We start from the raw sequence: 24,529 nt of genomic DNA on the forward strand, positions 1-24,529 counted from the left end.
CCTCCTCCTCTGGCTGTTACATGTTTCTGCGATACTGACCGCCGACCTGATAAAGCGCACGCGTGATTTGTCCCAAACTAGCCACCTTGACCGTCTCCATGAGCTCGGCAAAAATATTGCCGCCGGAAAGCGCCGCTGCCTGAAGCTTCGCAAGCGCCGCTGGCGCCGCCTCCCGGTGGCGCTCCTGAAACGCCCGAAGCTGCGCGATCTGCTGATTCTTCTCCGCCGCCGTGGCCCTGGCAAGCGGAATCTGGACATCCTCCTGCGCAGGCTGAGGCCCCAGGAACGTGTTGACGCCGATAATCGGCAGTTCGCCTTGATGTTTTTTCATTTCATATACCATGGATTCATTCTGAATCTTGCCTCTCTGGTACTGCGTTTCCATTGCTCCCAGCACACCGCCCCGTTCGCTGATGCGGTCCAGCTCCTGCAGGACGGCCTCCTCCACAAGATCCGTCAACTCCTCAATGAGAAACGAGCCCTGCAGGACGTTTTCGTTTTTGATAAAACCGAGCTCCTTCGTGATAATCAGTTGAATGGCCATCGCCCTGCGCACCGATTCCTCCGTCGGCGTCGTTACCGCCTCATCGTAAGAGTTCGTATGAAGCGAATTGCAATTGTCCATCAGCGCCATCAAAGCCTGCAGCGTCGTCCGGATATCGTTGAAATCCATTTCCTGCGCGTGCAGCGACCGGCCTGACGTTTGAATATGGTATTTCAGCTTCTGGCTGCGCTCATTGCCGCCGTATTTATGCTTCATGGCAGTTGCCCATATGCGGCGCGCCACACGGCCGATGACCGTATATTCGGGATCGAGTCCGTTGCTGAAAAAGAACGATAAATTCGGCGCGAATTCGTCGATATGCATGCCCCGGGACAAATAATACTCCACATATGTGAATCCGTTGGCGAGCGTGAAGGCAAGCTGTGAGATCGGATTGGCGCCCGCTTCCGCAATGTGGTAGCCCGAGATGGAGACCGAATAATAATTGCGTATTTCATGATCGATGAAATACTGCTGAATGTCGCCCATCATCCTCAGGGCAAATTCCACCCCGAAGATGCAGGTGTTCTGTCCCTGATCCTCCTTCAAAATATCCGCCTGAACCGTACCTCTCACCGATTTCAGCGTATCCCTCCGAATCTCGGCCGCTTCCTGCTGCGACGGCTCCCGCCCTGCTGCTGCAGTGAACCTCGCCATTTGCGAATCGATCGCCGTATTCAGATACATCGCCAAAATAATCGGCGCAGGTCCGTTGATCGTCATCGAAACGGAAGTCAGCGGGTGACATAAATCGAAACCGGCGTACAGTTTCTTCATATCGTCGAGCGTACATACACTAACGCCGCTCTCCCCGACTTTCCCATAAATATCCTGCCGCTCATCGGGATCCTCCCCGTACAACGTGACGGAATCGAAGGCCGTGCTAAGCCTTTTGGCTTCATCGTTCTGCGATAAATAATGGAAGCGGAGGTTCGTCCGCTCCGGCGTTCCCTCTCCGGCGAACTGGCGTTTGGGGTCCTCGGCCGTTCGCTTGAAAGGGAACACGCCTGCCGTATACGGAAATTCGCCGGGCACGTTTTCCCGGTACAGCCAGCGGATGAGATCGCCGTGATCCCGGTACGGGGGTAAGCTGACTTTCGGAATTTCCAAGCCGGACAGGCTCGCCACCCTAAGCTCCGTTACGATCTCCTTCTCCCTGACCCGGGTGACGAGCGTCTTGCCGGCATAGTGCTGCCGGCGCTCGGGCCATTCTTCCAGCAGCCGAAGCGTATCGGGATGCATCTGCTTCTCGCAGCTTATTCGTAAGGATTGCAGGGCTTGAAGAGCTTCCTGAGACGTCTGTTCACCTTGCTGAAGTGCGGCGATCGCGCCTTCCAGCCGGTAGCGGGTACAAGCGAGCTCCGCTTCCCGCTCTGCAAAAGCGTGGTAAGAACGGACCGTCTGCGCGATCTCGCCCAAATACCGGGTGCGGTCGGCCGGAATAATGATTTGCGTTGCTGCTTGATTGGCTGCCAGCTGAGCGGGAATAGGCCAATTCAGCTGGCATTTGGCATTCAATGTCGCGATCAGAGCTGCGAATAAGGCGTCTACCCCGGCATCGTTAAACTGACTGGCCATCGTGCCGTAGACGGGCATCGCCTCATAGGGCTCGTCGAATCTGCCGTGATTTCGCTGCACCTGCTTCTTCACATCGCGCAGCGCATCCGCCGAGCCTCGCCGGTCGAATTTATTAATGGCAATCAAATCCGCATAATCGAGCATATCGATCTTCTCCAGCTGGGAAGGCGCGCCGTATTCACTCGTCATCACATAGAGGGAGAGATCGGCGAGATCCGCAATGAGATGATCGCCTTGGCCGATGCCGCTCGTCTCGACGAGCACAAGACCGAAGCCTGCCGACTTCACGACCGCAATGGCGGGCTTCAGCGCGGCAGACAGCTCGTTGCCCGAATGGCGGGTGGCTAGACTTCGCATGTATACGCGCTCGGAGTGGACCGCATTCATCCGGATCCTGTCCCCCAGCAGCGCCCCCCCGCTTCGCTGCTTCGTCGGATCGACCGACAGAACGGCGATCGTCATGTCCGGATCATACCGCAGCAGTCTTTGCAGCAGTTCGTCGGTCAGGGAGCTTTTGCCCGCGCCTCCCGTACCGGTGATGCCCACTACCGGACAAACGCTCGCTTTCACTGAAGGGTCAGCGTCGGGACCAAGATCAGCTTGAGGCTGTTCGCACGCAAGCTCCGCGGCCGTGATGCGCCGGGCGACCTTTTGAAAGCCGCCCCCCTTTTCCATACCGCCCGCAGCGCTCAAGGTGCTGAAATCACACGCCTGCATCATGTAAGAAATCATGCCCTGCAAGCCGAGTTCTCTCCCGTCCTCCGGCGAGAACAGGCGGGCTACGCCATAATCCTGGAGCTTCCGGATTTCCGAAGGCAGAATAACGCCGCCGCCGCCGCCGAACACCTTGATATGCGAGGCTCCGTGCTCGCGCAGCAAATCGATGATATAGGTGAAAAATTCGACATGCCCGCCTTGATAGGAAGATACGGCAATGCCCTGAACATCCTCTTGAATCGCAGCCTGCACGATGTCCCGGGCCGACCGGTTATGCCCGAGATGGATCACCTCCGCACCGCTGGCTTGTAGAATCCGCCGCATAATCGTAATCGATACGTCATGTCCGTCGAACAATGCGGAAGCCGTAACGAATCGCACCTTATGCTGAGGGCGGTAATGACCTGTATGCGATCCTGTTGGTGACACGGCTGCACCTCCTTCCCGGATGACTAGTGTGCACAAAGACCTCACCGACATCTGGATATCAGTGAGGCCTAGTCGCTATCAGGCAGGACGGTTGCGGCAATCCGGCCGTCCATCGCTTCATAATCGTAGTAGCGGATCGTCTCGTACAGTTCGTGACGGGTTTGCATGCGGTGAATAGCCGCCTGCTGCGTCCCTGTTCCCGCAATGTCCGCGAACACTTCACCGATCGCCTTGGCTGCAACCCGCAGCGACGTGACCGGGTAGATCACCATGCGGAAGCCCCACTGCTCGAACTGCTCCGCTGTATAATACGGCGTTCTTCCGAACTCCGTCATATTCGCGAGCAGCGGTATGCCGAGTTCGTGGCTGAATCGGACGAACTCCTCCTCCTTCTCTAGCGCTTCCGGGAAAATCGCATCCGCGCCGGCAGCTGCATACTGCTTCGCCCGCTCGATCGCCGCATCCATCCCTTCCACACTCTTCGCATCCGTGCGTGCAACCACATATAGCGTCGGTGCCGCAGCTTTGATGGCTTGAATCTTATGCATCATGTCCTGTGCGGCAATCAGCCGCTTTCCATTCAAATGTCCGCATTTCTTCGGCATCTCCTGATCTTCGATCTGAACGGCGGCGACTTTGGCCTCCACCATCTCTCTCGCCGTTCGCGCCGCATTCAGGACGCCGCCGAAGCCGGTATCGATATCGACCAGCAGCGGCAGCTTGGCTGCGCGTACCAGCTCTCGCGCTCGATCCGCCACTTCGTTCGAATATATGAGACCCAGATCCGGCAGCCCGCGGCTCGCTGTATACGCCGCGCCCGACAAATAAATCGCCTCGAAATTAGCCTGTTTGGCTAGAAGCGCCGTCATGCCGTCGTGCGTGCCCGGCATGCGGAGGATCGGACCTGTTTCCGCAAGCTGGCGAAAGCGGGCGGACAATTGCCCTTGCTCCGGTTCATCTTCAATGAGCCAAGACATAAAGACCTCCTGTCGTAACCAATGGTCAAATAACGAATAGGCTCATGAACTCATGACACGGCGTTTGGATAAGGCGCTCATAGTCAAGGGACAGCTTCATGATGTCATTCGTTTTCTTCCTTGGGAAGCGGGTCCGCACATGATGCTCGAATTTCTCAATCACCTTCGGCAGCCCTTCGTCCCGCCGCCTCCGATGGCCGATCGGATATTCGCAGACGACCCGCTCTGTGGACGTGCCGTCCTGGAAATGAATTTGTACGGCATTCGCGATCGACCGTTTGTCAGGGTCCAAATAATCCCGGCTGTACTGCGGCTCTTCGACAACGGTCATCTTCGCTCTAAGCTCATCGATTCGCGGATCCTTCGAAGCCTCATCTTCATAATGGTCTGCCGTCAGCGTGCCGTAGAGCAGCGGGATGGCGACCATATACTGCAAGCAGTGGTCCCGGTCGGCCGGATTATGGAGCGGCCCCTTCTTATCGATAATCCGAATGGCGGATTGATGGGTTGTTATCTTGATCGATCTAATGTCATCCCAGCGATCCCGAACCTGCGGGTACAGCTCCAGAGCGCATTCCACCGCAGTTTGGGCATGAAATTCCGCAGGAAACGAAATTTTGAACAAAATATTTTCCATAACATAAGCGTCAAGCGGCCGCCCGAGCACCAACGCCTTGCCTTGGAATAAAACATCCTGAAAGCCCCAGGTTCGGGCCGAAAGCGCCGTCGCATACCCCATTTCACCGTTCACCGCCATAAGCGCCAAGCGCACGGCGCGGCTTGTAGCGTCTCCTGCCGCCCAGGATTTCCGGGAACCCGTATTCGGCGCATGCCTGTAAGTACGCAGCGAAGCCCCGTCGATCCATGCATTGGATACCGCGCTGCACACTTCTTCCTTGCCTCCGCCTAGCATAGCTGCCGCTACGGCCGTTGAAGCGATTTTCACCAGATGAACGTGATCGAGTCCTACCCGGTTCAGACTGTTCTCCAGGGCAAGGACGCCCTGTATTTCATGCGCTTTAATGCACATCGTCAAAATATCTTTCATATAGAGCGGTTGTTGGCCCTCGGCAACCCTACTGCGGCTGATATAATCGCCCAGCGCAAGGATACATCCCAAATTATCGGACGGATGGCCCCATTCCGCAGCAAGCCACGTATCGTTATAATCAAGCCAACGAATCATACACCCAATATTGAATGCGGCTTGCACAGGCTCCAGCTCATAGCGGGTACCCGGTACCCGCGCCCCACCGGGCAGGCTGGCCCCCGGCACGACCGGGCCCAAATGCTTCGCACATTCCGGAAACCGCAGCGCAAGCAGGCCGGTCCCGATGGAATCAAGCAGCACGTGCTGCGCAATGCGGTATGCCTCTTCGCTCGTGATGTGCGCGTGCAGGGTATATTCGGCAATGTCTTCAATTAACGGATCGAATGTCATCTCCTTATGGGGAACATGATCTGAACGGCTCATGCTTGTTCTTCCTTTCCGCTGGAATGCTTGCTGCCGCCTCAGGGATGCAAATGGCGCGGTCCCGTATACCTGACGCGCGGCCGGAACAACCGGTTATGCGCATGCTGCTCGATCACATGAGCGCTGATGCCGGCGGTGCGCGCGGCAAGAAACACCGGCGTGAACATATCGATCGGAATGCCGAGCAAATAGTAGACGGGCGCAGCGTAATAATCCAAATTCGGGTGCAAATTTTTCTCCCGCTTCATCAATTCTTCACCGACGACACACATGGTGTATAGCTCCGGTTGGTTCTTCTCCAGCGCCAGTGCGGCGAGCGCATCCTTCATTAACAACGCGCGCGGATCCGGCTTCCTCATATACACCCGGTGACCGAAGCCCATAATCCGCTCCTTCCGGGCCAGTTTGCCTAACATCAGCGTTTCCAGCTTGCTCTCCGAGCCTGCTTCCAGCAGCATCTCCATGACCGCTTCGTTCGCTCCTCCATGGAGCGTCCCCTTCAAAGAAGCGACCGCTCCGGTTAGCGCTCCGTACAAATCGGATTGCGTCGAAGCGATCACCCTTGCAGCGAAGGTCGAATTCGGCATTTCATGTTCGCTGTACACGATGAGAGATTGGTCAAAAATATCTTCCTCCATCTTGGTCGGCATTTGACCTGAGATCATATATAAGAAATTGGCTGTGTAGGACAAATCCTCTCTCGGGTCGAGGAACATATGTTCCGTCTTAGCCTGGTAGCCATTGGCTAGCAGCTGCGGCACTTTCGCCAGCAATCGGATCGCTTTCCGCCGGTTCGCCTCCACTGAACGGTCATCCAGCTCGCTATCATAACTTGCTAACGCAGAAATCCCCGTTCGCAAGACGTCCATTAAATCAGCTTCAGCCGGCAGCAGCTTCAACATCGAACGCACGTTCTCGTGCAAGCCATATTCCGCTTTTATCGCATTCTCCAGCGTCTGACGCTGCTGCATGCTTGGTAGCGATCCCTCCAGCAGCAGCCCTGCGACATCCAGGTATTTAACCCTCTGCGCAAGCTCGATAAGATCGTACCCGCGAACGACGATTTCCTCCTGCTCTACATCCAGATAAGAAATGCCGGTCTCGCTGGCGATGACATTTTCCAGACCAGGGATATAGCTGCTCATGCTCTCATCGCTCTCCCTTCTTCTATGCCTGCCCACTAGGAATCGGCAAGCAGCATGCGGGAAATTACAATGCGTTGAATTTCGTTCGTCCCTTCATATATTTGCGTCACTTTGGCGTCGCGCATAAACCGTTCGACCGGATAATCCTTCGTATATCCATAGCCGCCGAAAATTTGTACGGCTTGGGTCGTGACGGCAACTGCCGTATCACTGGCAAAAAGCTTCGCAATCGCAGCCTCCTTGCCGTAGCTGAAGCCCTGGCTTTCCCGCCAAGCCGCTTGGTACGTCAGCAGCCGCGCTGCCTCAATCTGCGCTGCCATATCCGCCAGCTTGAAGGCAATCGCTTGCTGCTGTGCGATCGGCTTCCCGAATTGCCGCCGCTGCTTGGCATATCCCAGGGAGGCATCGAGTGCCGCTTGAGAGATGCCGAGCGCTTGCGCGGCGATGCCGATGCGTCCGCCATCCAGGCTTTTCATCGCGATGCGGTAGCCTTCTCCTTCCTTGCCAAGCAGCTGGTCAGCCGGAACACGGCAATTGTCGAATCGCAGCTCCACCGTCGGCGACGAGCGAATCCCCAGCTTCCGTTCCTTGCGGCCGAACTGGAAGCCCGGCGCCCCCTTCTCCACGATGAACGCACTGCAGCCGCCTTGTCTGACCTGCGCGTTCGTCATGGCGAAAACAATATAAACGTCCGCCTCCCCTCCGCTCGTTACGAACATTTTGGAACCATTCAGTACATAATCGTCCCCATCCCGGACGGCCGTTGTTCTCATGGCTCCCGCATCGGAGCCCGAACCGCTCTCCGTCAGGCTGTATGCGCCCAGCTTCTTCCCCTGTGCCAAGGGAAGGAGATATTGGATCTTCTGAGCTTCGCTGCCATACTTATGAATCGCCCAAGACACGAGCGAGGTATGGACGGAAAGCATCACGCCGGTCGACGCGCATACTTTGGAGAGCTCTTCGACAACGATCGCATACGTCAGGAAATCGGCGCCGATCCCCCCATACGCTTCGGGCCACGGGATTCCCGTCAAGCCCAGCTCACCCATTTTATCGAACAGCGCACGATCAAAACGTTCTTCTTCATCTCTTGAGGCTGCTGTCGGTTCAATCTCGTTCTTAGCAAAATCCCGCACCATCGCACGAATCATGAGCTGTTCATCCGTTAAACTCAGCTCCATACGACCGCCTCCTTCGACATGATGACTCTTTTATGCAGGTTCGGCCGAGGATAAGCAACGCTTTAGCCGCGAATGGGACAAGTTGTAAACGCTTCCAACAACATGTTTTATATATACACGCCGCGGCGAAGGCTTATACCTGACAGGCTCCTATTTTAAGCCGGCACAAAAAAACACCGCCAAATTGGCGATGTTCCGGATGATAAGCATATCGGTAAGATCAAGTTAGTTTGACAGGAAGACCTGTCTGGGCAGATTCCAATGCCGCCAGCGTAATGCGCAAAGTCACCGCCGCGTCGGCGTAATCCGTCAAAATCCGCGAACGGTCGCCCGTTTGCAGCGCATACAAGAATGCATCGGTTTCCAGCTCGTACGGATTCACCGTGTTCTTGTACTCAGTCGTCTGCGAACGTTCATGATTTCTCAGATAACGTCCTTGCACAATTTCCAACACGCCTTGATCCGTCATCAATTCCAGTCCCGAACGATGGCCGAACGGCAGCATACACGTGTTCGTCAGCGAAGCGATCGCTCCGCCGGCAAGCTTCATGGTCACGGCTCCGACATCCGCGACATCGACGCCGTCATGCACCGTATGCATATGCTGCAGCGCGTAGGCCGCATACACTTCTTCCACTTCGCCGGCCAAGTAACGGACCAGATCGACGATATGCGTCGTTTGTTCCACAAATTGTCCCCCTGAACCGCTTTGCTTGCGCCACCAATGAACGCCGGGCATGTCCCCCAGCCAGCTCCCGACCGCCATCCCCACCTTCCGGCCTGCAAGCAATTCCTTCGCTTTCTGCGTCGTATTCATATAGCGGATGTGGTAGCCGACAGAGGTGATAAGATTTCGGCTGAGCACCTGCTCCCGAATACGGTCAACAGTCGCCATATCCAACCCGATCGGTTTCTCCACGAGAAACGGGATATTCCGCTCCAGAATCGCATCTTCGATCTCGCCGTGCGCTAGCGGCGGCACACTGATATATACGGCGTCAGGCTTGCATGTGTCCAGCATTCGCTCAATATGGTCGAACGCTTGTGCACCCGCATACCTTTGAGCAAGTTTTTCCGCTTTGGGCAATGAAGAGCCCAGGAAAGCCGTCACTTTGGCATCGCCTCTTGCTGCAAGCAAGCTTGCGTGCTTATCCGCGAACCATCCCGTGCCCGCAATTGCAATTTTGAACATGTCGCGTACTCCTCTCGTCCCTCTATTTCGCATTAATTCCCACAAGACAAGTATATACGCTAACGCTTTTCTTTTCCCTCCTAATTTTACCAAATCATTTTTTTTGTAAAGTTGTTAGTAAAATCGGAGGTTTGGGTATATGATAATGAGGTCTTTATGGAAATATCTTTCAGAGCCATTTGGGCGAAAGTGTGTTTTAATGGAAATATCATGTTTTGAAAATTCCTTGAAAGGTAATTACTAACCATGAAAACTGCCGATTTTCTTTATCCGAAGGACAAAGTCGCCTTTATCCGGTCCTCCTCATCCATGAAAGAAGCGATGGAACAATTAGAGCAGCACTATTATACAGCACTTCCCATCGTTGATGACGATGGCAAATATGTAGGAACGCTTGCCGAAGGCGATCTGCTCTGGAAGCTGAAAGATACGCCTGGGTTAACATTTGATAATTTGGATCAAGTTCCGGTCAGCACGATCGAGAAGCATTACCGCAATGAATGTGTCTCTATTGATGCCTTCATGGAAGACATGCTGGCCAAAGCGGCCGACCAGAACTTCATCCCCGTTGTCGATGACCAGGACAAATTTATGGGCATTATTCGTAGGAAAGACATTATCGCCTACTATGTGAATAACATTACGGATTAATAGATGACCCCCGGGGATGCAAGCTCAGCGCCCCGGGGGTTCTTCGTTCTTGTTCTGGCTTCGGAGGACAGTGATCAAACCAAACTGGGCGGCACGCGCAAGATAAGATCAGTTAAGCGTCTTGACGGCGTAACGGGAATTCCTCCTTTTATTTCAGCGAAAATTGACGCCAACTGCCGTGATAACTGGAGGTTTTCCATTTAATCCAGCATTACCGCCACCGCCACCCGGAGCTGCTGGCTTCACGTTTCCCTCGCGCGCATATCGCGCACGAATAGCATCCTATACTGCACCGCAATAAGGAGCAGCCAGCTTCCGCACGCGTTCGATCCCTTCCCACATATCGCCGGGACCGTCATAGACGAGTGTAAGTGGACCTTCGTAACCGGCAGCCTTGACGATGTCCAGGCATCGGATGAACTCCTCGCTGTATGGCAGCCCCTCCGCATTCGATTGCGCTTTGGCATGAATGGACTCGCTGCGCGGTACCGTCCGAGCAAGCGCATCAAACTTACCGGGGCCTTTGAAGTTGCCAAAATCCGAGGTAAAGCCCAGGGCATCGCCGCACGCATCGAGCAAAGCCACACAATTGTCGGCTTCCGAAGTCAAAGCGTGGAAATTTTCAGTAACGACGCGCACCCCTTTGGCCGCAGCGTACTGGGCAAGCTCCTGCAATGCCTCGGCTGAACGAGCCAACGCTTGATGATCGGATGGGTCCGCATCGCCGGCAATCACGCGCACCCTTTCAGCGCCTGCGAGCGCCGCATCGTCGATCCACGTTTTGATCCATGCGATATCCGTCGCCCTGCGGAGTACATCCTCGCTTGAAATATCGCCATATTCCAGCAGCAGCGTATAAAAGCGCAAACCCGCCTTCTCAAAAGCAGCCTTCAAATTTTGCAAATAAGCCGGAGTTCGCTCCGGAAAGTGAAAATGACAAATTTCTGCGGATGCGAAGCCTTTGTCGGCCAGCTTAGCAGGCAGCTCCAGCAGAGTGAGCTCTTCCGGCTGCGCTTGAACATCCGTGTAAGGCGTGCGCAGCGCAACATCCCAGCGTGTCCACCGCAAGGGACCGAGCAGCCGGTGCAAGCTCCAGCTCGTCAGTGATAGAAATGGCATATGGTTATCCCCTTCCAAATCTTTATTGGTTGTATTTTACCAATCTGCACCGAAGTCCGCCATATGCCATTCCGTTGTTTCCTCTCCTATTGTGCTGCAACTCTTATTGCAACTCTTACTTCTTCTCAGCCACATGACGGGATAAATTCCAGGATGGCCAGGAACGCTCGCCTCCGCTGCCGATCACTTGATCGATCGATGACGGAATAGCCGTCAGCTCGGGATGCTTGGCTTGAAAATCTCTTAACGCCGGCACGACATCTGTAGAGAGGCGCCCTAAATAGGCAAGGTCGATTTTGCCTGTTTTCTCATACCGTTCCATATTGTTTACCGCGATCCAATGATCGATATTCATATAATTCATGACGAGATAAGCGATAATAGCCGTCGTTATGTAGGCTCTGGACATGGACAGCTTCTCCAGCCAAATACGAAACAGTGCAATGATAAACAGGATGCCCAAGAAAATCATGAATCCGTGCACAAGCACCCTGGATTGCGTGAAGCCGTAAGCTTCCTCGTACAAAGATAATCTGCTGTAAGCCGAGATCAGCATCACGATGGTACAGGTAACCAGCAGTGTCAGCAGCGTCTTGCGGAAAGCTTCGCCGCCACGGCCGCTTCGGCGGATACCGTGCAAGCCCGGAAATAATAGCGCCACATTGATCAACGCAACGACGACCAGCTCGGCAAATCCTCTGCGCGCATATTCCGCGTAAGCGACTCCCTCGGGCAGCAAGCCGTCCGCCGCACCGAACAAGTAGGAGAATTGGATGGTGACGAAGAGGACATAGACACTATTGACACATACCAGCAGCGTTCCCGCTGTAATGGGGTCAATACGAACTTTTGTGCGTTCGCCGGCAGTCGCCGGTTTCTCCTGAAGGGGACTGTCGAAAGGATGAGCAGCCTGCGCCTCCTTCTGGAAAAGCAGCCCCCACATATAGCAGAAAGTGTACAAGGCAACAACGAAAGCCAGCACTATGCGCCCTATGCTGTCTCCTGCGGATATGCCGCTGAACCACGCGGAAATCTCCGATACCCAGGATGAAAAGATGCGGTCTGCGGAAGCCAGGAGACCGATGACAATCATGAGGATCGGTGCGGCAAGCAGCAAGCCTGCTGCGATTTTCACCGCGTGCCCCCATGTGCCCGATTGGCCGCTATCCCGGCTGGGCAGCCATGTCCGGATTAATCCGAAGGGTACCGGCAGATGGGCAATCGGACGACCGATCACATGGCGCACCATATCTTCAAGGAATGTAGCATGGAACCACGCATGTTTGCTGTTTCTGGATAGTACGATGGTTTGCATCACGATGCAAAGCGGCAAAGCGATTGCGTTCAGGACGGAAAACAAGTTGTTATCGAATAACGTGTAGGTTAGCGCCAGCAGGAAAACCGGCACCAGGAGCAGCCAGCCTGCGGTGCTCTGTCCAGCCCACGGTTCGAAGCCGCCGAGCCTTCCCCGGATCGAATAAAAATAGAGACCGTAGAAACCGGCCACCGTCAGCAGGACAGAGACGCCTGCCGGGCTGCCGACGAACAAATATTGGAAGAAAATGCCGAATAAACAGGCATAAACAAGCATTAATGCATATTTTTTTTGCCAGGGAGCGGGATCTCTCATGGTAAGCTTTCTCTCCTTTGATCGTTTTGTTTGAACGTAATGACGGATTTGATCATTCCTGCTTTTTATTGTAACCTTTAAAATAAGAACAAAAAGTGTAAGTTTATTTTCAGTAATTTCATATTTTAGGAGGAGGCTCGTGCCAGGTGAAGATTCGCAAGCATTATGTAACGCTCCGGGATGCCTTCCCTCAGGTTCAGGAAGACATGCCGCTGGAGACGACGCTTGAAGAGCTGGCGGCTCATGTCGAATGCACGCACCGCAATATGGTGCTTCTCTTGAAACGGATGCAGCAGGAAGCCTGGCTTACCTGGCTGCCCAGGAAAGGCCGCGGCAATAGATCGACCCTCCTCTTTCATATTCGCAAAGACGACATGCTGCTGGAGGAAGCCAAAGCCTTCGTCGCCAAGCAAGATCTGAGCTCCGCGCTGGAGCTGCTGCAAGCACCCGAGCATCCCGCACACCTGCGCGAACAATTCCAGGCTTGGTTATCCGGGCAGTTCGGCCTTCATTCCGAGCTGCAGGGCCAGCGGCGTACGGACGTGCTGCGCTTTCCCCTGACGCAAACGATTCACGCCTTGGACCCGGCGGCCATTCATTATGCGGGAGAGTCCCATCTCGTGAGCCAACTGTTCGACGGACTCGTTCGCATGGAATCGACCGGCGAGCAGCTGCTGCCTCATCTGGCTCATGCATGGGACGTTGACGAATCTCGTACGCGTTGGACGTTCTATCTTCGCAAAGGCGTCCGGTTCCATCATGGCCGGGAGATGGTTGCCAGCGATGTCAAGTACTCGCTGGAACGGCTGCAGCGTCTGGCTGCGCGCGGACTGTACAGCTGGGCTTATGCGGCCATTTCCAGCATCGACTGCCGGGATGAGACGACGCTGCACATCCAGCTTAAAGAAAGAAATGAATTATTTTTGGGATTTCTCTCGACGAACCGGGCGTCGGTCGTTCCGGAGGATGTATGTGAAGCTGCCGGCGGATGGCTCGGTACATCACCAGTAGGCACCGGTCCTTTCCGTTTGGCCGGGCATGAGCATGGGGTATGGAGTCTGGAGGCGTTCCCTTCTTATTTCCAAGGGCGTGGATTTCTGGACCGTGTTGAGGTGTGGTCGCTGCCGGAGCACGGACAATCGGCGGGAACCGCCCAGCCGCAAGAGCCGGCACAGCATTTTCAAGTGATGCACAATGTACGGATTGCGGATATGGACGCCGGGAGCTGGCAGCAGGTGCGCGGCTCCGGCATGACGACCAAATTCATGACCGTGAATGAATGGAAAGAAGGGCCGTTGCAGCATCCGCTCATGCGGAAGGCGTTAGATCTCGCCATAGACCGCACAGACTTGATTGAGCTGCTCTCTGGCGATGTCATTGAGCCGGCGAATAGCTTCTTCCCGCCATCCGCATCCGATCGGGATCCCTATCCCGCTGACGCCGACCGCCCGGCAGCGATCCGGCAGCTGCTGGATGCTGCAGGCTACAACGGCGAAGTGCTGAAGCTGGCGACCATCCCGCAGTACCAGCAGGATGCTCAGCTCTTGCAGAAGCTGTATGCCCGCTTCGGCCTTACGCTTGAACTGATGCTCATCCCAGCGGAGCAATTCAAAGGCGAGCTGCGTATGTCCGCCGATCTTGTCCTGTTCGCGATCATGATCGACGAGCATCGCGAGCTGCGGCTTTACGATATGTATACGAGCATGAAGCAGCACGCCTCTCTTGAAGTCCAGCATCTGCTCGAAACGAGCTTACAGCTTATCCGCAGCGCTCAGGATCCTGCAAGCAGAAAAACGCTGCTCGAGCAGTTGGAATCACAGCTCAAGCAGCGTTATAGCCTTCTTTTTCTATATCGCAAACATCTCAAAACCGCCTATCACCCGCAAGTTCGCGGTATCTCCCTCGATTCGCTCTCCTGGGTGAGATTTCGTGACATTTGGTTCACTTAGGGTTGGGCCACATGTTCCCGCAGTTGTACGCCCTCCGGCAGTACAGCGGCGATATGGGCGCGCAGCGTCTCATCGCTGTACATCTCATGACTGAAGATAGCGATCATCCCGCTGTCTTCTCTCGTACGGATTAACCGGCCGATGCCCTGACGCAGCCTTAACAGCATATAGGGCACGTCGACCTCTTCAAACGGTCTGGCGGCCGCCTGCCGCTTGGCCATGAATACGGGGTCTTGCGGCGGAAAAGGCAGCGCCCAGATGATCACATTGGACAAGGATGGCCCCGGCACGTCCAGCCCTTCCCACAAGCTGACCGCAGCCAGGACGCTATGCTCATCCCCTTGGAACGAAGCGATAAGGTGGCTGATCTCCTGATCGCCTTCGAACAGAAACCGCAGCTGCGAACAATCGGTTCTGAACGCTATGTCCCGCTTGAACCGGCGCAGCTCCTCGAAGGTCGGGAACAAGATCAATGCGCGGCCTTCCGTGCGATTGAGCAGACCCGCCGCCGCTTCCAGCTTCTCGTCAAACGAACCGCCGGCTGTCCATCTCGGGGCGATGACCTCCATGCGCTCCGCATAGTCATAGGGCGAGTCGACCGAGAACGACAAATATTTGTCCAGCCCCAGACTGTCCGCCACATACGAGAATGAACCTTCGACCGATAAGGTTGCGGAGGAGAAGACAATCGGCATTTTCGCCGTGAATACGTGCTCTCGCAACACTTCCTTCACCGTTCTCGGCATCACCACGAGGCTTAAGCCCGTAATGCTCTCCGTCGCCCAGCAGATGAAAGCTTGATCGTGCCGGAACAGGCCGAGCGCCTTCTGCATCATTTCCAGATGCTCCTCCACAATCTTCAACTGATAATCGTTCAAGGTGAACATTTCGCTCTCAAACACGAGTTCCTCTTCAATCTGCGACAAAATATCGCATAGACGATGAATTTCGCGCAGCAGCTCGTCCGTCATCACGATTTGTTTCCGTTCCGAGCCTTCGATCGGCCGGCAGCAGCGCTCCAACATCTCGAACATCCGTTCACTTTGATCGATCGCTTCGTCGATACAGACGGCCAGTGTTTCGCGCACTTCCCCTTTTAACAGCCGAACGACAAGCTCTTCGAAGACAACATGCTTAAGCTTATACGTCAGCGCTTTCTGCGCTGCCGCTTCCATCAGATGGCCTTCGTCAAACACGACGGCGCAGTGTTCCGGCAGTAAAGGCAGCTGCCCCTCCCTTTTGCGCCCGTCGTACGTCCACACATGCTCCATATAGAAATCGTGCGAGCAGATGATCAAATCCGCCGATTTCCGGTACGCCTCCCGGGACAGCGTTTGGCCGCAGCGGTGCCTTTTGTCACAAACAAAACAGTCCTGATAAGCATCCCAGCTCACACGGTACCACTGCTCATCGTTCAGATGGGGATAATTTTTGCGGTCACCGTACGCATGGAACGATTGAAGTGCTTCGCGCGTGTGCACAAAATTCGGCAAGCCTGCATACAAGTCGCGGTATAAGCCGATATCCTCGTGTCCGAAACGAGCTTCGTCCAGCTTCTGCAGACAGATGTATTGATCCGGGGATTTGGCCAGACGAGCGTCGATGACAAGATCCAGATGGCGCATCAGCTTGTCGATATCGCCGCCAGGCTTCACCAATTGCTCTATTAATGATTCATCGGCGCATGCTATAATGGCCGGTTTATTCGTTAAGCGGGAATAGCAGATCGCGTACAGCAAATAGACGAGCGTCTTTCCCGTACCTACGCCGGCTTCGGCAAAGATCGCCGCTTTCTCGGCGAACGCCCGCTCCAGCTGAAAGGCCATATAAATTTGCTCGTCGCGCACTTCAAAGCCCGCTTCCGGCAGTACTTCATAGAACAGATCCGCGATCCAGTCCGAAACCTGCTGCATATATGGTTGTGAATGATCATAAGCGAAAGGATACCTTCCCACGTTCGTGCCCCCAATAATTCAGAGTTCAATCAAACTTCTATTATCTCATTATCCGGCAGTAAATGCAAAGCAAATAGCAAAAAAGCTTCGTTCATCCTGCAACCCGGCAGCATGACGAAGCCATTTTTTACATACTGAAGCGTTCCCGGTACCCGCATTTGCGGCATAACTCCTCTACGACTTCCCGCCTGGAGAAGCCTTCGAACAAGCGGTTCGCCCGCTCGCCCTCAATGATGTCGGAGAACGGTGTCTGGTTAATGTTGCCCAAATTAATAACGCCTTCCCCATCCAGGCAGCACGGGATGACCGTCCCGTCGACAAGGATGCCGGCTTGATTGCGCAGCGCATGGCAGAAGCCAGGCCCTTCAATCTCCTGCGCTTTCAGATCCGGCCATTGAAACTCATGGTCCTGGTTCAGATACACGCGGTCCGCCAGTTTAACGCCCGTGCCCCGCACGAACATTTCGTCGATCTTGTCGTCGAGCTCGAATTCTTTTTCGAGCATTTCCAACACTTCACGATTGCGCTGGCGCTGCAGATTCGTCTGGTTGTCCATTGTCAGGTTCCATAGACGGAACGAAATGATCACATTGGATTTGGCCACAATTTCCTTGGCGAAACGCAGTATGCTCATCACGTATCCTTCTTTGTCCTCAGACCCTTCATGACCGTCAAAGCTGTGGAGCGAGAAGTTCATTTGCCGCAAGGCCGGTTTATCCAGCAGCTTGTGCCGGTTTTTGTTAATCAACGTGCCGTTCGTCGTAATATTTACTTTAAAGCCCTTCTCGTGGCTGATATCCAGCAGCTCGTCGATCTTCGGGTGCAGCAAAGGCTCCCCCTTCACATGCAAATAAATATGGTCCGTATGCGGCTTAATCTGGTCTAGTATATTCGTAAACGTATCGATCTTGATAAAATTAGCTTGACGCTTCGTCTGCGGACAAAACGTACAGGCCAGATTACACACACTTGTAATTTCGATATAAAACTTCTTGAATTTCTTCATTCCAGGCTCCGTTTCTAGCTGCGCTACTATAATAATAGTTATTATAACAAGGGGAGCTCTTGAAAGAAAGGAATTGCAATAATTAGAAAATAAGCTTGACGATCCAGCCGATAAAATAAGCCGAAGGCAGCAGGAACGCTTGTGCCAGCAAGGTGCCCAGAAACCGCGATGTCATCAGCAGGGCATAAATTTTGCCAAGCTGCCTCCGCTGTGACTCGTCCTGCAGCGCCTTATCCGTAATCAGTCCCAACTGCGGATCTATGAAAATCGTCAGCAGGATCGTGGCGATCCCATTGATGAGCCCTGAGGCTTGCGATGCGGTTGTGGCGTACTCCGGAAGCAAGTAAGCGGCATAAAGCGAAGACAATACCCCTACGGAGTAAAACGCCGTTACCAAAATATTGATAACTAGAAACCGCTTGGAAACGCCGAGATAACGGAATTGGCTTAGTTTGAAGCGCGGCTTTTTCAAGTAATTTTTCGTATTCTTCAATTGGGTGACCGTCACGCTCGAAATGAGCTTCGGGATTGAACCCGCCACTTCCAACCGCGCGATGACCCGCATACTCAGATTGATAAATGAGGGAAATAAGGCAATGGCGATTAAGGTCCCGATCGATGAGGCGAATAACGAAATTCTAAGGTATCTTTCCAAATCGAAGGAAGGCTCGACCTTGGCAAAATCAACGAACTTCGCCGTCATCGGCGCCTGAATCAGATTCGCGGTGCGCGAAACAAGGACGACAATCCCGACCAACGACAGAGCGACGGCCAGCTTGTTGACCTGTACCCCGGCAAAACGGATTGAATAGGACAATGTTTCGGCCGTATGTATGATCATCGTCAAAATGAATACCAATATCAGCGTATTCGTCATGCTCATGCGGGATTATGCTCCTGCAGCCGGCGTAGGACGTCTTCCCAATGAATTTTCATATCTTCTCTTCGCTGCGCGGTGTCCAGCTTCTCCTGGTGAAAGCTTACCGTCGTCCGGCCCGGATTAGCAGCCGGCAGCAGCCGAATTTGCAAGGTGGAGGCCTCCGGCCAGCTGGCCGGCTGCCAGGTAAGCCGCAGTTGCTCCTGCGGCTTCACGACGCGAAGCTGGCCGGTTAAGCCTGCCGCAGTCCGGAATTCGCTGCCTTTAGCCCATACGATCTCGTTGCATTCTCCCAACCACAGCTCTCTGCCCTCCGGTGAGGTCAGCAGCTCCCAGGCCTGCTCCCGGCTCAAATTCAGCGTCCTTCTGACGCCGATTTGAAAGCCTGCGGTGGCCGTTTGTCCGACGATTTTATGCGACTCCATCTCGAATCCTCCCTATCCAATCAAATTCTATTGCATGATGCAGTTCCATGCCGCGATGCGGGACTCCATAAAAACCTTTGTGATCCTGTGATCCGCCGACATCACTATCTCCGTTTGCCATTGATGTATTCGCTAGAGTCCTATCCATTTCCTTCCACTGGTACGGGTCCCTGCGAATAACAAAGAGGAAGCCCGGAGGCTTCCTCGCAATCAGGATGACGACTCGGCATGCCGTTCGTCCCCGTACCAAAGCTCCCGGAAAGTCGCGCTTCGCTGCAGCAGCTCCTCCGACGTTCCTTCGGCTTCGATGCGCCCGTCCTTCATCACAATGATGTGATCGGCCCGGGCGAGCGCCGTCTTGCGGTGCGAGACGACCAAGCATGTCGCGTCCTTCCGCCGCTGGAACATCCGCTCCCAGAGCTTCTGTTCCGTCTCCACGTCCAGCGCGCTCGACAGGTCGTCGAACACATACAGCTCGGCGTCGCGCACGAGCATCCGCGCTGCCGCCGTCCGCTGCGCCTGGCCGCCGGACAGCTTCACCCCGCGCGGGCCGATGACGGTGTCCAGCCCGCCGGGCAGCTGCGCGATGTCGTATTCCAGCACCGCTGCGTGCAGCGCTTGCTGTAAGCTCTCCTCGCGCTCCGGCTGCCCGAGCATGATATTGTTGCGCAGCGTATCGCTGTACAACCGAGGCACCTGTGCGGTGTAGGCGCTCCGCGGCGGCGTAAAGAACGTGCCCGGATCTTCGATGGGCACGCCGTTCCACGCGATCGTCCCCTCCCCTTTGGGCAGCAGCCCAAGGAGGGAGCGTACCAGCGTGGTTTTGCCGGAGCCGATCGTTCCCGTCACGACGGTGAACGAGCCTCGCTGCAAGCGGAAGTGAATGTCCGCGATGCCCCTGCCCGTATCCTCGTAGGCATAAGATAACCCATTCACTTCCAACTGCTTCAGCGGCTCGCCGGCCGCTTGCCGGTCATCTTCATGCCCTTGGTCGATGTCATCCGCCTGAACCGCTTCCTGCCCAGCATTGTGAATGCCGGCGTCCCGCTCCGGTTTCAGATGCAGCGAACGAACCATCGTCAGCACCTTGGCGGAGGCTCCCTGCAGCAGGAACGTGAGTCGTTCCAACGACACGCTCATCTGCTTGAAATACGTGATGAACTTCCCTACATTCGTTATAAACTGCGTCACGAAAGTCAAGTAATAGACGAACAGCGCAAAGTCGCCGACAGTGAACGACCCCGATCGCATTTTCGTCCCGGCCAGCAGCAGGATAAGACCCGTTCCCAAATTGACCGAGTTGGAAAATATCGAATCGAGCAGCTCCGTCATCAGGCGATCCTTCATCATCGCTTTCCTGCGATTGTCGCCAAGGCTGCGGAACCGCTCAATGACGCGCTTCTCGGCACCCGCTACCTGAATCGCCTGCACGTTGCCGAACATCTCGCTGATTTCTCCCGTCACCTTGGACGTTGCCTCCCTGCTCGCGGCGCGATATTTCTGAAGCCGCACCGTCGCAAGCTGCGCAGCGGTAATGACGAGAACTATCGGAAGAAAAACGAGCAGCGTCATCTGGGCATCGATCCGAATAAGTATGTACCCCGAGACAATGGCGAAGCATGTTAGCCCGAACACATCGACGGACCAGCTCGCCGCCTCTTCGGATTGATCCACATCGTCGCGGAAATGGCTGATCGCTTCGCCAGGAGATACCGGAATCGCTTGCGCACCCGGCTGCTTCAGTACATGCTCCAGCAAATTACGGCGAAGCAGCATCCCCATCCGGAAGCGGAAGTGAACGTCCGTAATGAATCCGACGACGATCAGCATGATCCGGCCGATTGCGGCAGCCATCAGCAAGGCAATAAGGCCCCACACTCCGTAGCCCAGCTTGGATTCGCCGGATAACGTGTCGAAGAACTCTTTGGTAATTAACCCCGGTAAGATCGGAGCCAAATAAATAAGGGTCCAAGCCAGCGCATTCCCGAAATAGCGAACAGGCCGGTACATCACAAGCCGCCACAAGTATTGAAATGTATTCATACGAGTACCTCCTCCAGTCCCGTGGCAAGCAGTTGGCTGAATCGGGAGCCCGGGTCTGCGGCGAGCTGCTCTCTTCTTCCTGTCTCCAGCACATGTCCGTTATCCAGAATGAGAATATGATCCGCGCGCTGTACCGTCGCAAGCCTGTGTGCGATCATGATGCAGGATCTCTCGTTCAACAGCTTGGAAACAGCCTTCTCAATGCGCTGTTCAGTGAGCGGATCCAGCCTGGAGGACGCTTCGTCCATGATGACGAGCCCCGGCTTCGTCAGAAATACCCGGGCGAAAGCGAGCAATTGCGCTTCACCTGCCGATAAGCTGCCGCCTCCTGACGCTAACAGCGTATCCAACCCTTCCGGCATCGACGCATACCAGGAACCGAGACCAAGCTCCGTAAGCACCTGTATGATTTCGTTATCGGAGATGGAATCATCATAGAAGGTCAGGTTATCGCGAATCGTGCCTTGCATAATTTCAATATTTTGCGTGACCAAAGCGACTCGCTTGCGCAGTTCGGAGAGCTTGCAGCTGCGAATATCCGTGCCGCCAAGCCTAATCGATCCGCTCTGCGGGTCATAGAAGCGCAGCAGGAGTCTGGCCATCGTGGATTTGCCGCTCCCCGTCCGCCCTAATAAACCTAGCACTTCTCCGGGCTTTAAATGAAGCTGCACGCCTTTTAATGTCGGCTGATCACCGTCATAGCTGAACGTAACATCCCGGAACTCGACGCTGAGCGGGCCTTTCGGCAGCGGAGCGCCAGGACCGTCCGCAATGGCGGACTCCGTGGCGAAAAGCTCGCGGATCCGCGAGATACTGGCGTCCGCCTTCTGCAAATCCTCCATCTGCGTGCGAATTTTCTCAATCGGCTTCGCCAACAGTTCCGTATAGAAGAAAATCAGATAGACCGTCCCCAGCGAAATGCTGCCGGAATACCACAAATAGGCGCTAATGCCGAAAGCCATCGCATTGCCCAGTGCAAATACGAAAATCGACATGTTCCACATGGCGCAGAAGCCGAGAAACGCTTTGACCCTTAAGGGCAGCATCTTTCTAAGCATCGTATAGAAGCGGTTCATCACGAAGCCGACCGCACCATTGGCGCGAATGTCTTCCGTGCCTTCCAAATGCTCGCCGATAAAGCCGTAGAATTCAGCATTCGCCTGACGCCATCCCGTCCACACCGGTACTGCGAATTTGCGGATCCATTGAATCATATACACGGCAAAAAGGACGAATAAGGCCATCCCCGTGCCAATGAGCCAATTCTCGCGGAACAGCAGCACGATAATGCCCGCCATCAGCAGCAAATTACCGACCAGATGAATGATCATGCTGGAGAAGAAGTTCGCAAGCGCATTCACATCGCCGTCAACCCGTTCGATCAAAGAGCCGGAGGTGTGGGATTTATGGAAAGACATATCAAGCGACAAGCAATGTGCGGCCAAATCCACGCGCAGCTTATTCGTGGTCTTCCAGCCGACATTTTCACTGAAATAAGTGGCCGTTACGGAAACCAGCTGCTGGACGAGCGAGAAGCCGATAAACAAGACGGCCGCGGTAATCAGGGGCTCTAACGCACTGCCGGCCTGCGCCGTATCGATGAAGAAGCGAATGATTTGCGGCGAAACGAGCTGCAGCCCGATCGAGGCGAATAAGAGCAGCGTCAATAAGATTAGCGTGCCTTTCTGAGGGAACAAATACCGGCTGAGCAGCTCGGCGTATTGCCCCATCGAGTTTTTCTTTTTTGGTTTTACCATCATTATGCAGGGGCCTCCAGTTATAATTAATGACATTAAATATTCATATCGTTAAGCAATGTTCTCCTTTGCCGACCGTACCTTCCATCATACTAAATTGGATCCGTCCGGACAATGTAACGTTTGGTTTGAATTGTTTTTTATTGGCAAAAAAAAGAGGCTGCAACAGCAGCCTGCTCCTTCGCTCAAACTGAATTTTAATCACGATTCCATGATTCCATGTATCGACGTATCGCTTAACACGTCCTGCTGCTTCATGAGGAGCATGACATAATATTTCCTCGCGTTCGCCGTTTTCAAATGAAGCGTTGCCGTTTCCCCGCCAGGGTGTTCGAGGGCCAGCCAGGCGCCGCTCAAGTCCTCTTTCACCCCGGTGATCCGGAAGTTCCGGCCCGTATAATCATCAAGCTTCTGCTTCTCTTGCCTATATTGTTCATGGTCAGACATCGGGCTCCCCCCTTGAGCGGTCTGCTTCCTGAGGCACAACCTCCATGGCGGCTGCAGGGTAAGTTTGCCGTTTCATATATTGTCCGGCGCCCGGTCTACCGACGAATTGTTTGTCCCTGATCACATACTCGCCTCTGGACAGGACCGTGATGGGCTCTCCGGTAATTTCAAGTCCTTCGAACGGATTATAATCGACATTCATATGATGTGTCTCCGCGCTAATAACTCTTTTGGCGTGCGGGTCAAAGATGACGATGTCGGCATCGCAGCCAACCGCGATCGTTCCTTTTCTCGGAAATAAGCCGAACAACTTCGCACTTCGCGTCGATACGATATCGACGAATTGATGAATGGAGATTCTCCCTTTCAAGACGCCTTCCGAGAAAAGAATGGAGAAGCGGTCTTCAATGCACGGCCCGCCATTCGGAATTTTGCTGAAATCGCCTAAGCCCAGCTCCTTCTGGCCTTTGAAATTGAACGAGCACTGATCGGAGCCTAACGTCTGAAGCTGTCCGTTACGAAGCGCTTGCCACAGCACTTCCTGGTGATGCTTCGGCCGCAGCGGCGGGGACCAGACGTATTTGGCCCCCTCAAAGTCCGGTTTCTCCAGATACGACTGATCCAGCATCAAGTACTGCGGACACGTTTCACCCCAGATGTCGATTCCCCGGCTTCGCGCTTCGGCGATCTGCTGCACGGCCTCTTCGCAAGTCACGTGGACTACATAGAGCTGCGAGCCCGCCAATGCCGTTAGTCTCGCCGCCCTGCCGGTCGCCTCGCCCTCGATGATGGACGGACGCGTCAACGCATGATGAATCGGCTCTGTACGCCCGGCCTCCAACGCTTCCCGGATCAAATAATCGATGACGTCGCCATTCTCCGCATGAACCATGACCAGAGCGCCAAGCCGCTTGGCTTCGAGCAATGTCCGGTAAAGCGTCCCGTCATCCGCCTGGAATACATTTTTGTATGCCATGAACACTTTGAGCGACGTTATTCCCTCATCTTGAATCATGACGGGCAGCTCCGCCAGCACATCATCATTGATTTCTGCGATCATCAGGTGAAACCCATAGTCGATCACAGCCTTGCCTGCCGCTTTTTGATGCCAGGTCTGGACGGAGTGACGCAGCGGGACACCCTTATTCGTCAAGCAGAAATCAATGACCGTCGTCGTCCCTCCGAACGCGGCCGCCTTCGTCCCGGTCTCGAAGTCATCGGCCGTAACGGTACCGCCAAAGGGCATATCCAGATGCGTATGCGGGTCAACGCCACCAGGGAATACATAATGTCCCTGCGCGTCGATCACTTCCGCTCCGTCCTCGGGGAGGTGGTGTCCGATCTGGACGATGATACCGTTCTCGATACGAATATCCGCCAAATATTGGTCGGCGGCCGTCACGACCGTTCCGTTCCTAATCAGTTTGGCCATG

Annotated in this window: 18 protein-coding genes; 2 read left to right on the forward strand and 16 right to left on the reverse strand. The window is 54.6% G+C overall.

The window, feature by feature from the left end:
- Positions 1–16 precede the first annotated feature (16 nt).
- From icmF to J2X61_RS29645, 6 genes are all read right to left on the reverse strand, one after another.
- A complete protein-coding gene (gene icmF, locus J2X61_RS29620; RefSeq protein WP_310193208.1) occupies positions 17–3,268 on the reverse strand; it encodes a fused isobutyryl-CoA mutase/GTPase IcmF in 3,252 nt (1,083 codons plus the stop codon).
- A gap of 68 nt (positions 3,269–3,336) precedes the next feature.
- On the reverse strand, positions 3,337–4,245 hold the full coding sequence (gene prpB / locus J2X61_RS29625; protein ID WP_310193211.1) for a methylisocitrate lyase: 909 nt from the start codon (positions 4,243–4,245) through the stop codon (positions 3,337–3,339).
- A 25-nt stretch (positions 4,246–4,270) separates the two neighbouring features.
- A complete protein-coding gene (locus J2X61_RS29630; protein WP_310193214.1) occupies positions 4,271–5,719 on the reverse strand; it encodes a bifunctional 2-methylcitrate dehydratase/aconitate hydratase in 1,449 nt (482 codons plus the stop codon).
- A 38-nt stretch (positions 5,720–5,757) separates the two neighbouring features.
- Entirely contained in the window at positions 5,758–6,864 is a 1,107-nt protein-coding gene (gene mmgD, locus J2X61_RS29635) for a citrate synthase (RefSeq protein ID WP_310193217.1), read from the reverse strand.
- A 35-nt stretch (positions 6,865–6,899) separates the two neighbouring features.
- Positions 6,900–8,045: an acyl-CoA dehydrogenase gene (locus J2X61_RS29640; protein ID WP_310193219.1), complete on the reverse strand. Its 1,146-nt coding sequence runs from the start codon at positions 8,043–8,045 to the stop codon at positions 6,900–6,902.
- Between the two features lie 220 nt (positions 8,046–8,265).
- Positions 8,266–9,237, reverse strand: a complete 972-nt coding sequence (locus J2X61_RS29645; RefSeq protein WP_310193222.1) for a Gfo/Idh/MocA family protein — start codon at positions 9,235–9,237, stop codon at positions 8,266–8,268.
- Positions 9,238–9,483: 246 nt separating this feature from the next.
- Here J2X61_RS29645 and J2X61_RS29650 point away from each other — a divergent pair, with 246 nt between their 5' ends.
- On the forward strand, positions 9,484–9,888 hold the full coding sequence (locus J2X61_RS29650) for a CBS domain-containing protein (RefSeq protein WP_274471482.1): 405 nt from the start codon (positions 9,484–9,486) through the stop codon (positions 9,886–9,888).
- A 282-nt stretch (positions 9,889–10,170) separates the two neighbouring features.
- Here the strand turns inward: J2X61_RS29650 and J2X61_RS29655 are convergent, their stop codons facing one another.
- Together J2X61_RS29655 and J2X61_RS29660 are read right to left on the reverse strand one after the other, a co-directional pair.
- Complete coding sequence (locus J2X61_RS29655) at positions 10,171–11,007, reverse strand: sugar phosphate isomerase/epimerase family protein (protein ID WP_310193225.1); 837 nt, start codon at positions 11,005–11,007, stop codon at positions 10,171–10,173.
- Between the two features lie 115 nt (positions 11,008–11,122).
- On the reverse strand, positions 11,123–12,637 hold the full coding sequence (locus J2X61_RS29660) for a DUF4153 domain-containing protein (protein ID WP_310193228.1): 1,515 nt from the start codon (positions 12,635–12,637) through the stop codon (positions 11,123–11,125).
- Positions 12,638–12,783: 146 nt separating this feature from the next.
- Between J2X61_RS29660 and J2X61_RS29665 the strand changes: the two genes are divergently transcribed.
- Positions 12,784–14,586 carry an ABC transporter substrate-binding protein gene (locus J2X61_RS29665; protein WP_310193230.1) on the forward strand — a complete coding sequence of 601 codons (1,803 nt, stop codon included), beginning with the start codon at positions 12,784–12,786 and terminating at the stop codon, positions 14,584–14,586.
- On the opposite strand, the gene J2X61_RS29670 is transcribed toward J2X61_RS29665, so the two are convergent.
- The 8 genes from J2X61_RS29670 to hydA form a co-directional block, all read right to left on the reverse strand.
- Positions 14,583–16,541, reverse strand: coding sequence for an ATP-dependent DNA helicase (locus J2X61_RS29670; protein WP_310193231.1), 1,959 nt, complete (start codon positions 16,539–16,541; stop codon positions 14,583–14,585). The genes J2X61_RS29665 and J2X61_RS29670 overlap by 4 nt on opposite strands.
- A gap of 127 nt (positions 16,542–16,668) precedes the next feature.
- Positions 16,669–17,547, reverse strand: coding sequence for a radical SAM/SPASM domain-containing protein (locus J2X61_RS29675; RefSeq protein WP_274471474.1), 879 nt, complete (start codon positions 17,545–17,547; stop codon positions 16,669–16,671).
- Positions 17,548–17,629: 82 nt separating this feature from the next.
- Positions 17,630–18,424 carry a lipid II flippase Amj family protein gene (locus tag J2X61_RS29680; protein ID WP_274471672.1) on the reverse strand — a complete coding sequence of 265 codons (795 nt, stop codon included), beginning with the start codon at positions 18,422–18,424 and terminating at the stop codon, positions 17,630–17,632.
- 2 nt (positions 18,425–18,426) lie between these two features.
- Positions 18,427–18,849, reverse strand: a complete 423-nt coding sequence (locus J2X61_RS29685) for an SRPBCC family protein (protein ID WP_274471473.1) — start codon at positions 18,847–18,849, stop codon at positions 18,427–18,429.
- Between the two features lie 210 nt (positions 18,850–19,059).
- Positions 19,060–20,892, reverse strand: coding sequence for an ABC transporter ATP-binding protein (locus tag J2X61_RS29690; RefSeq protein WP_310193234.1), 1,833 nt, complete (start codon positions 20,890–20,892; stop codon positions 19,060–19,062).
- Positions 20,889–22,649, reverse strand: a complete 1,761-nt coding sequence (locus J2X61_RS29695; RefSeq protein ID WP_379240637.1) for an ABC transporter ATP-binding protein — start codon at positions 22,647–22,649, stop codon at positions 20,889–20,891. Before J2X61_RS29695 ends, J2X61_RS29690 begins: the two co-directional genes overlap by 4 nt.
- 201 nt (positions 22,650–22,850) lie before the next feature.
- Complete coding sequence (locus J2X61_RS29700; RefSeq protein WP_274471467.1) at positions 22,851–23,096, reverse strand: hypothetical protein; 246 nt, start codon at positions 23,094–23,096, stop codon at positions 22,851–22,853.
- Positions 23,089–24,528 (reverse strand): dihydropyrimidinase, encoded by a 1,440-nt coding sequence (gene hydA / locus J2X61_RS29705; protein WP_310193237.1) that lies wholly within the window; start codon positions 24,526–24,528, stop codon positions 23,089–23,091. Before hydA ends, J2X61_RS29700 begins: the two co-directional genes overlap by 8 nt.
- Between the last annotated feature and the right edge of the window lies 1 nt (position 24,529).

It is taken from the genome of Bacillus sp. 3255, assembly GCF_031456485.1.
GTDB lineage: Bacteria > Bacillota > Bacilli > Paenibacillales > NBRC-103111 > Paenibacillus_E.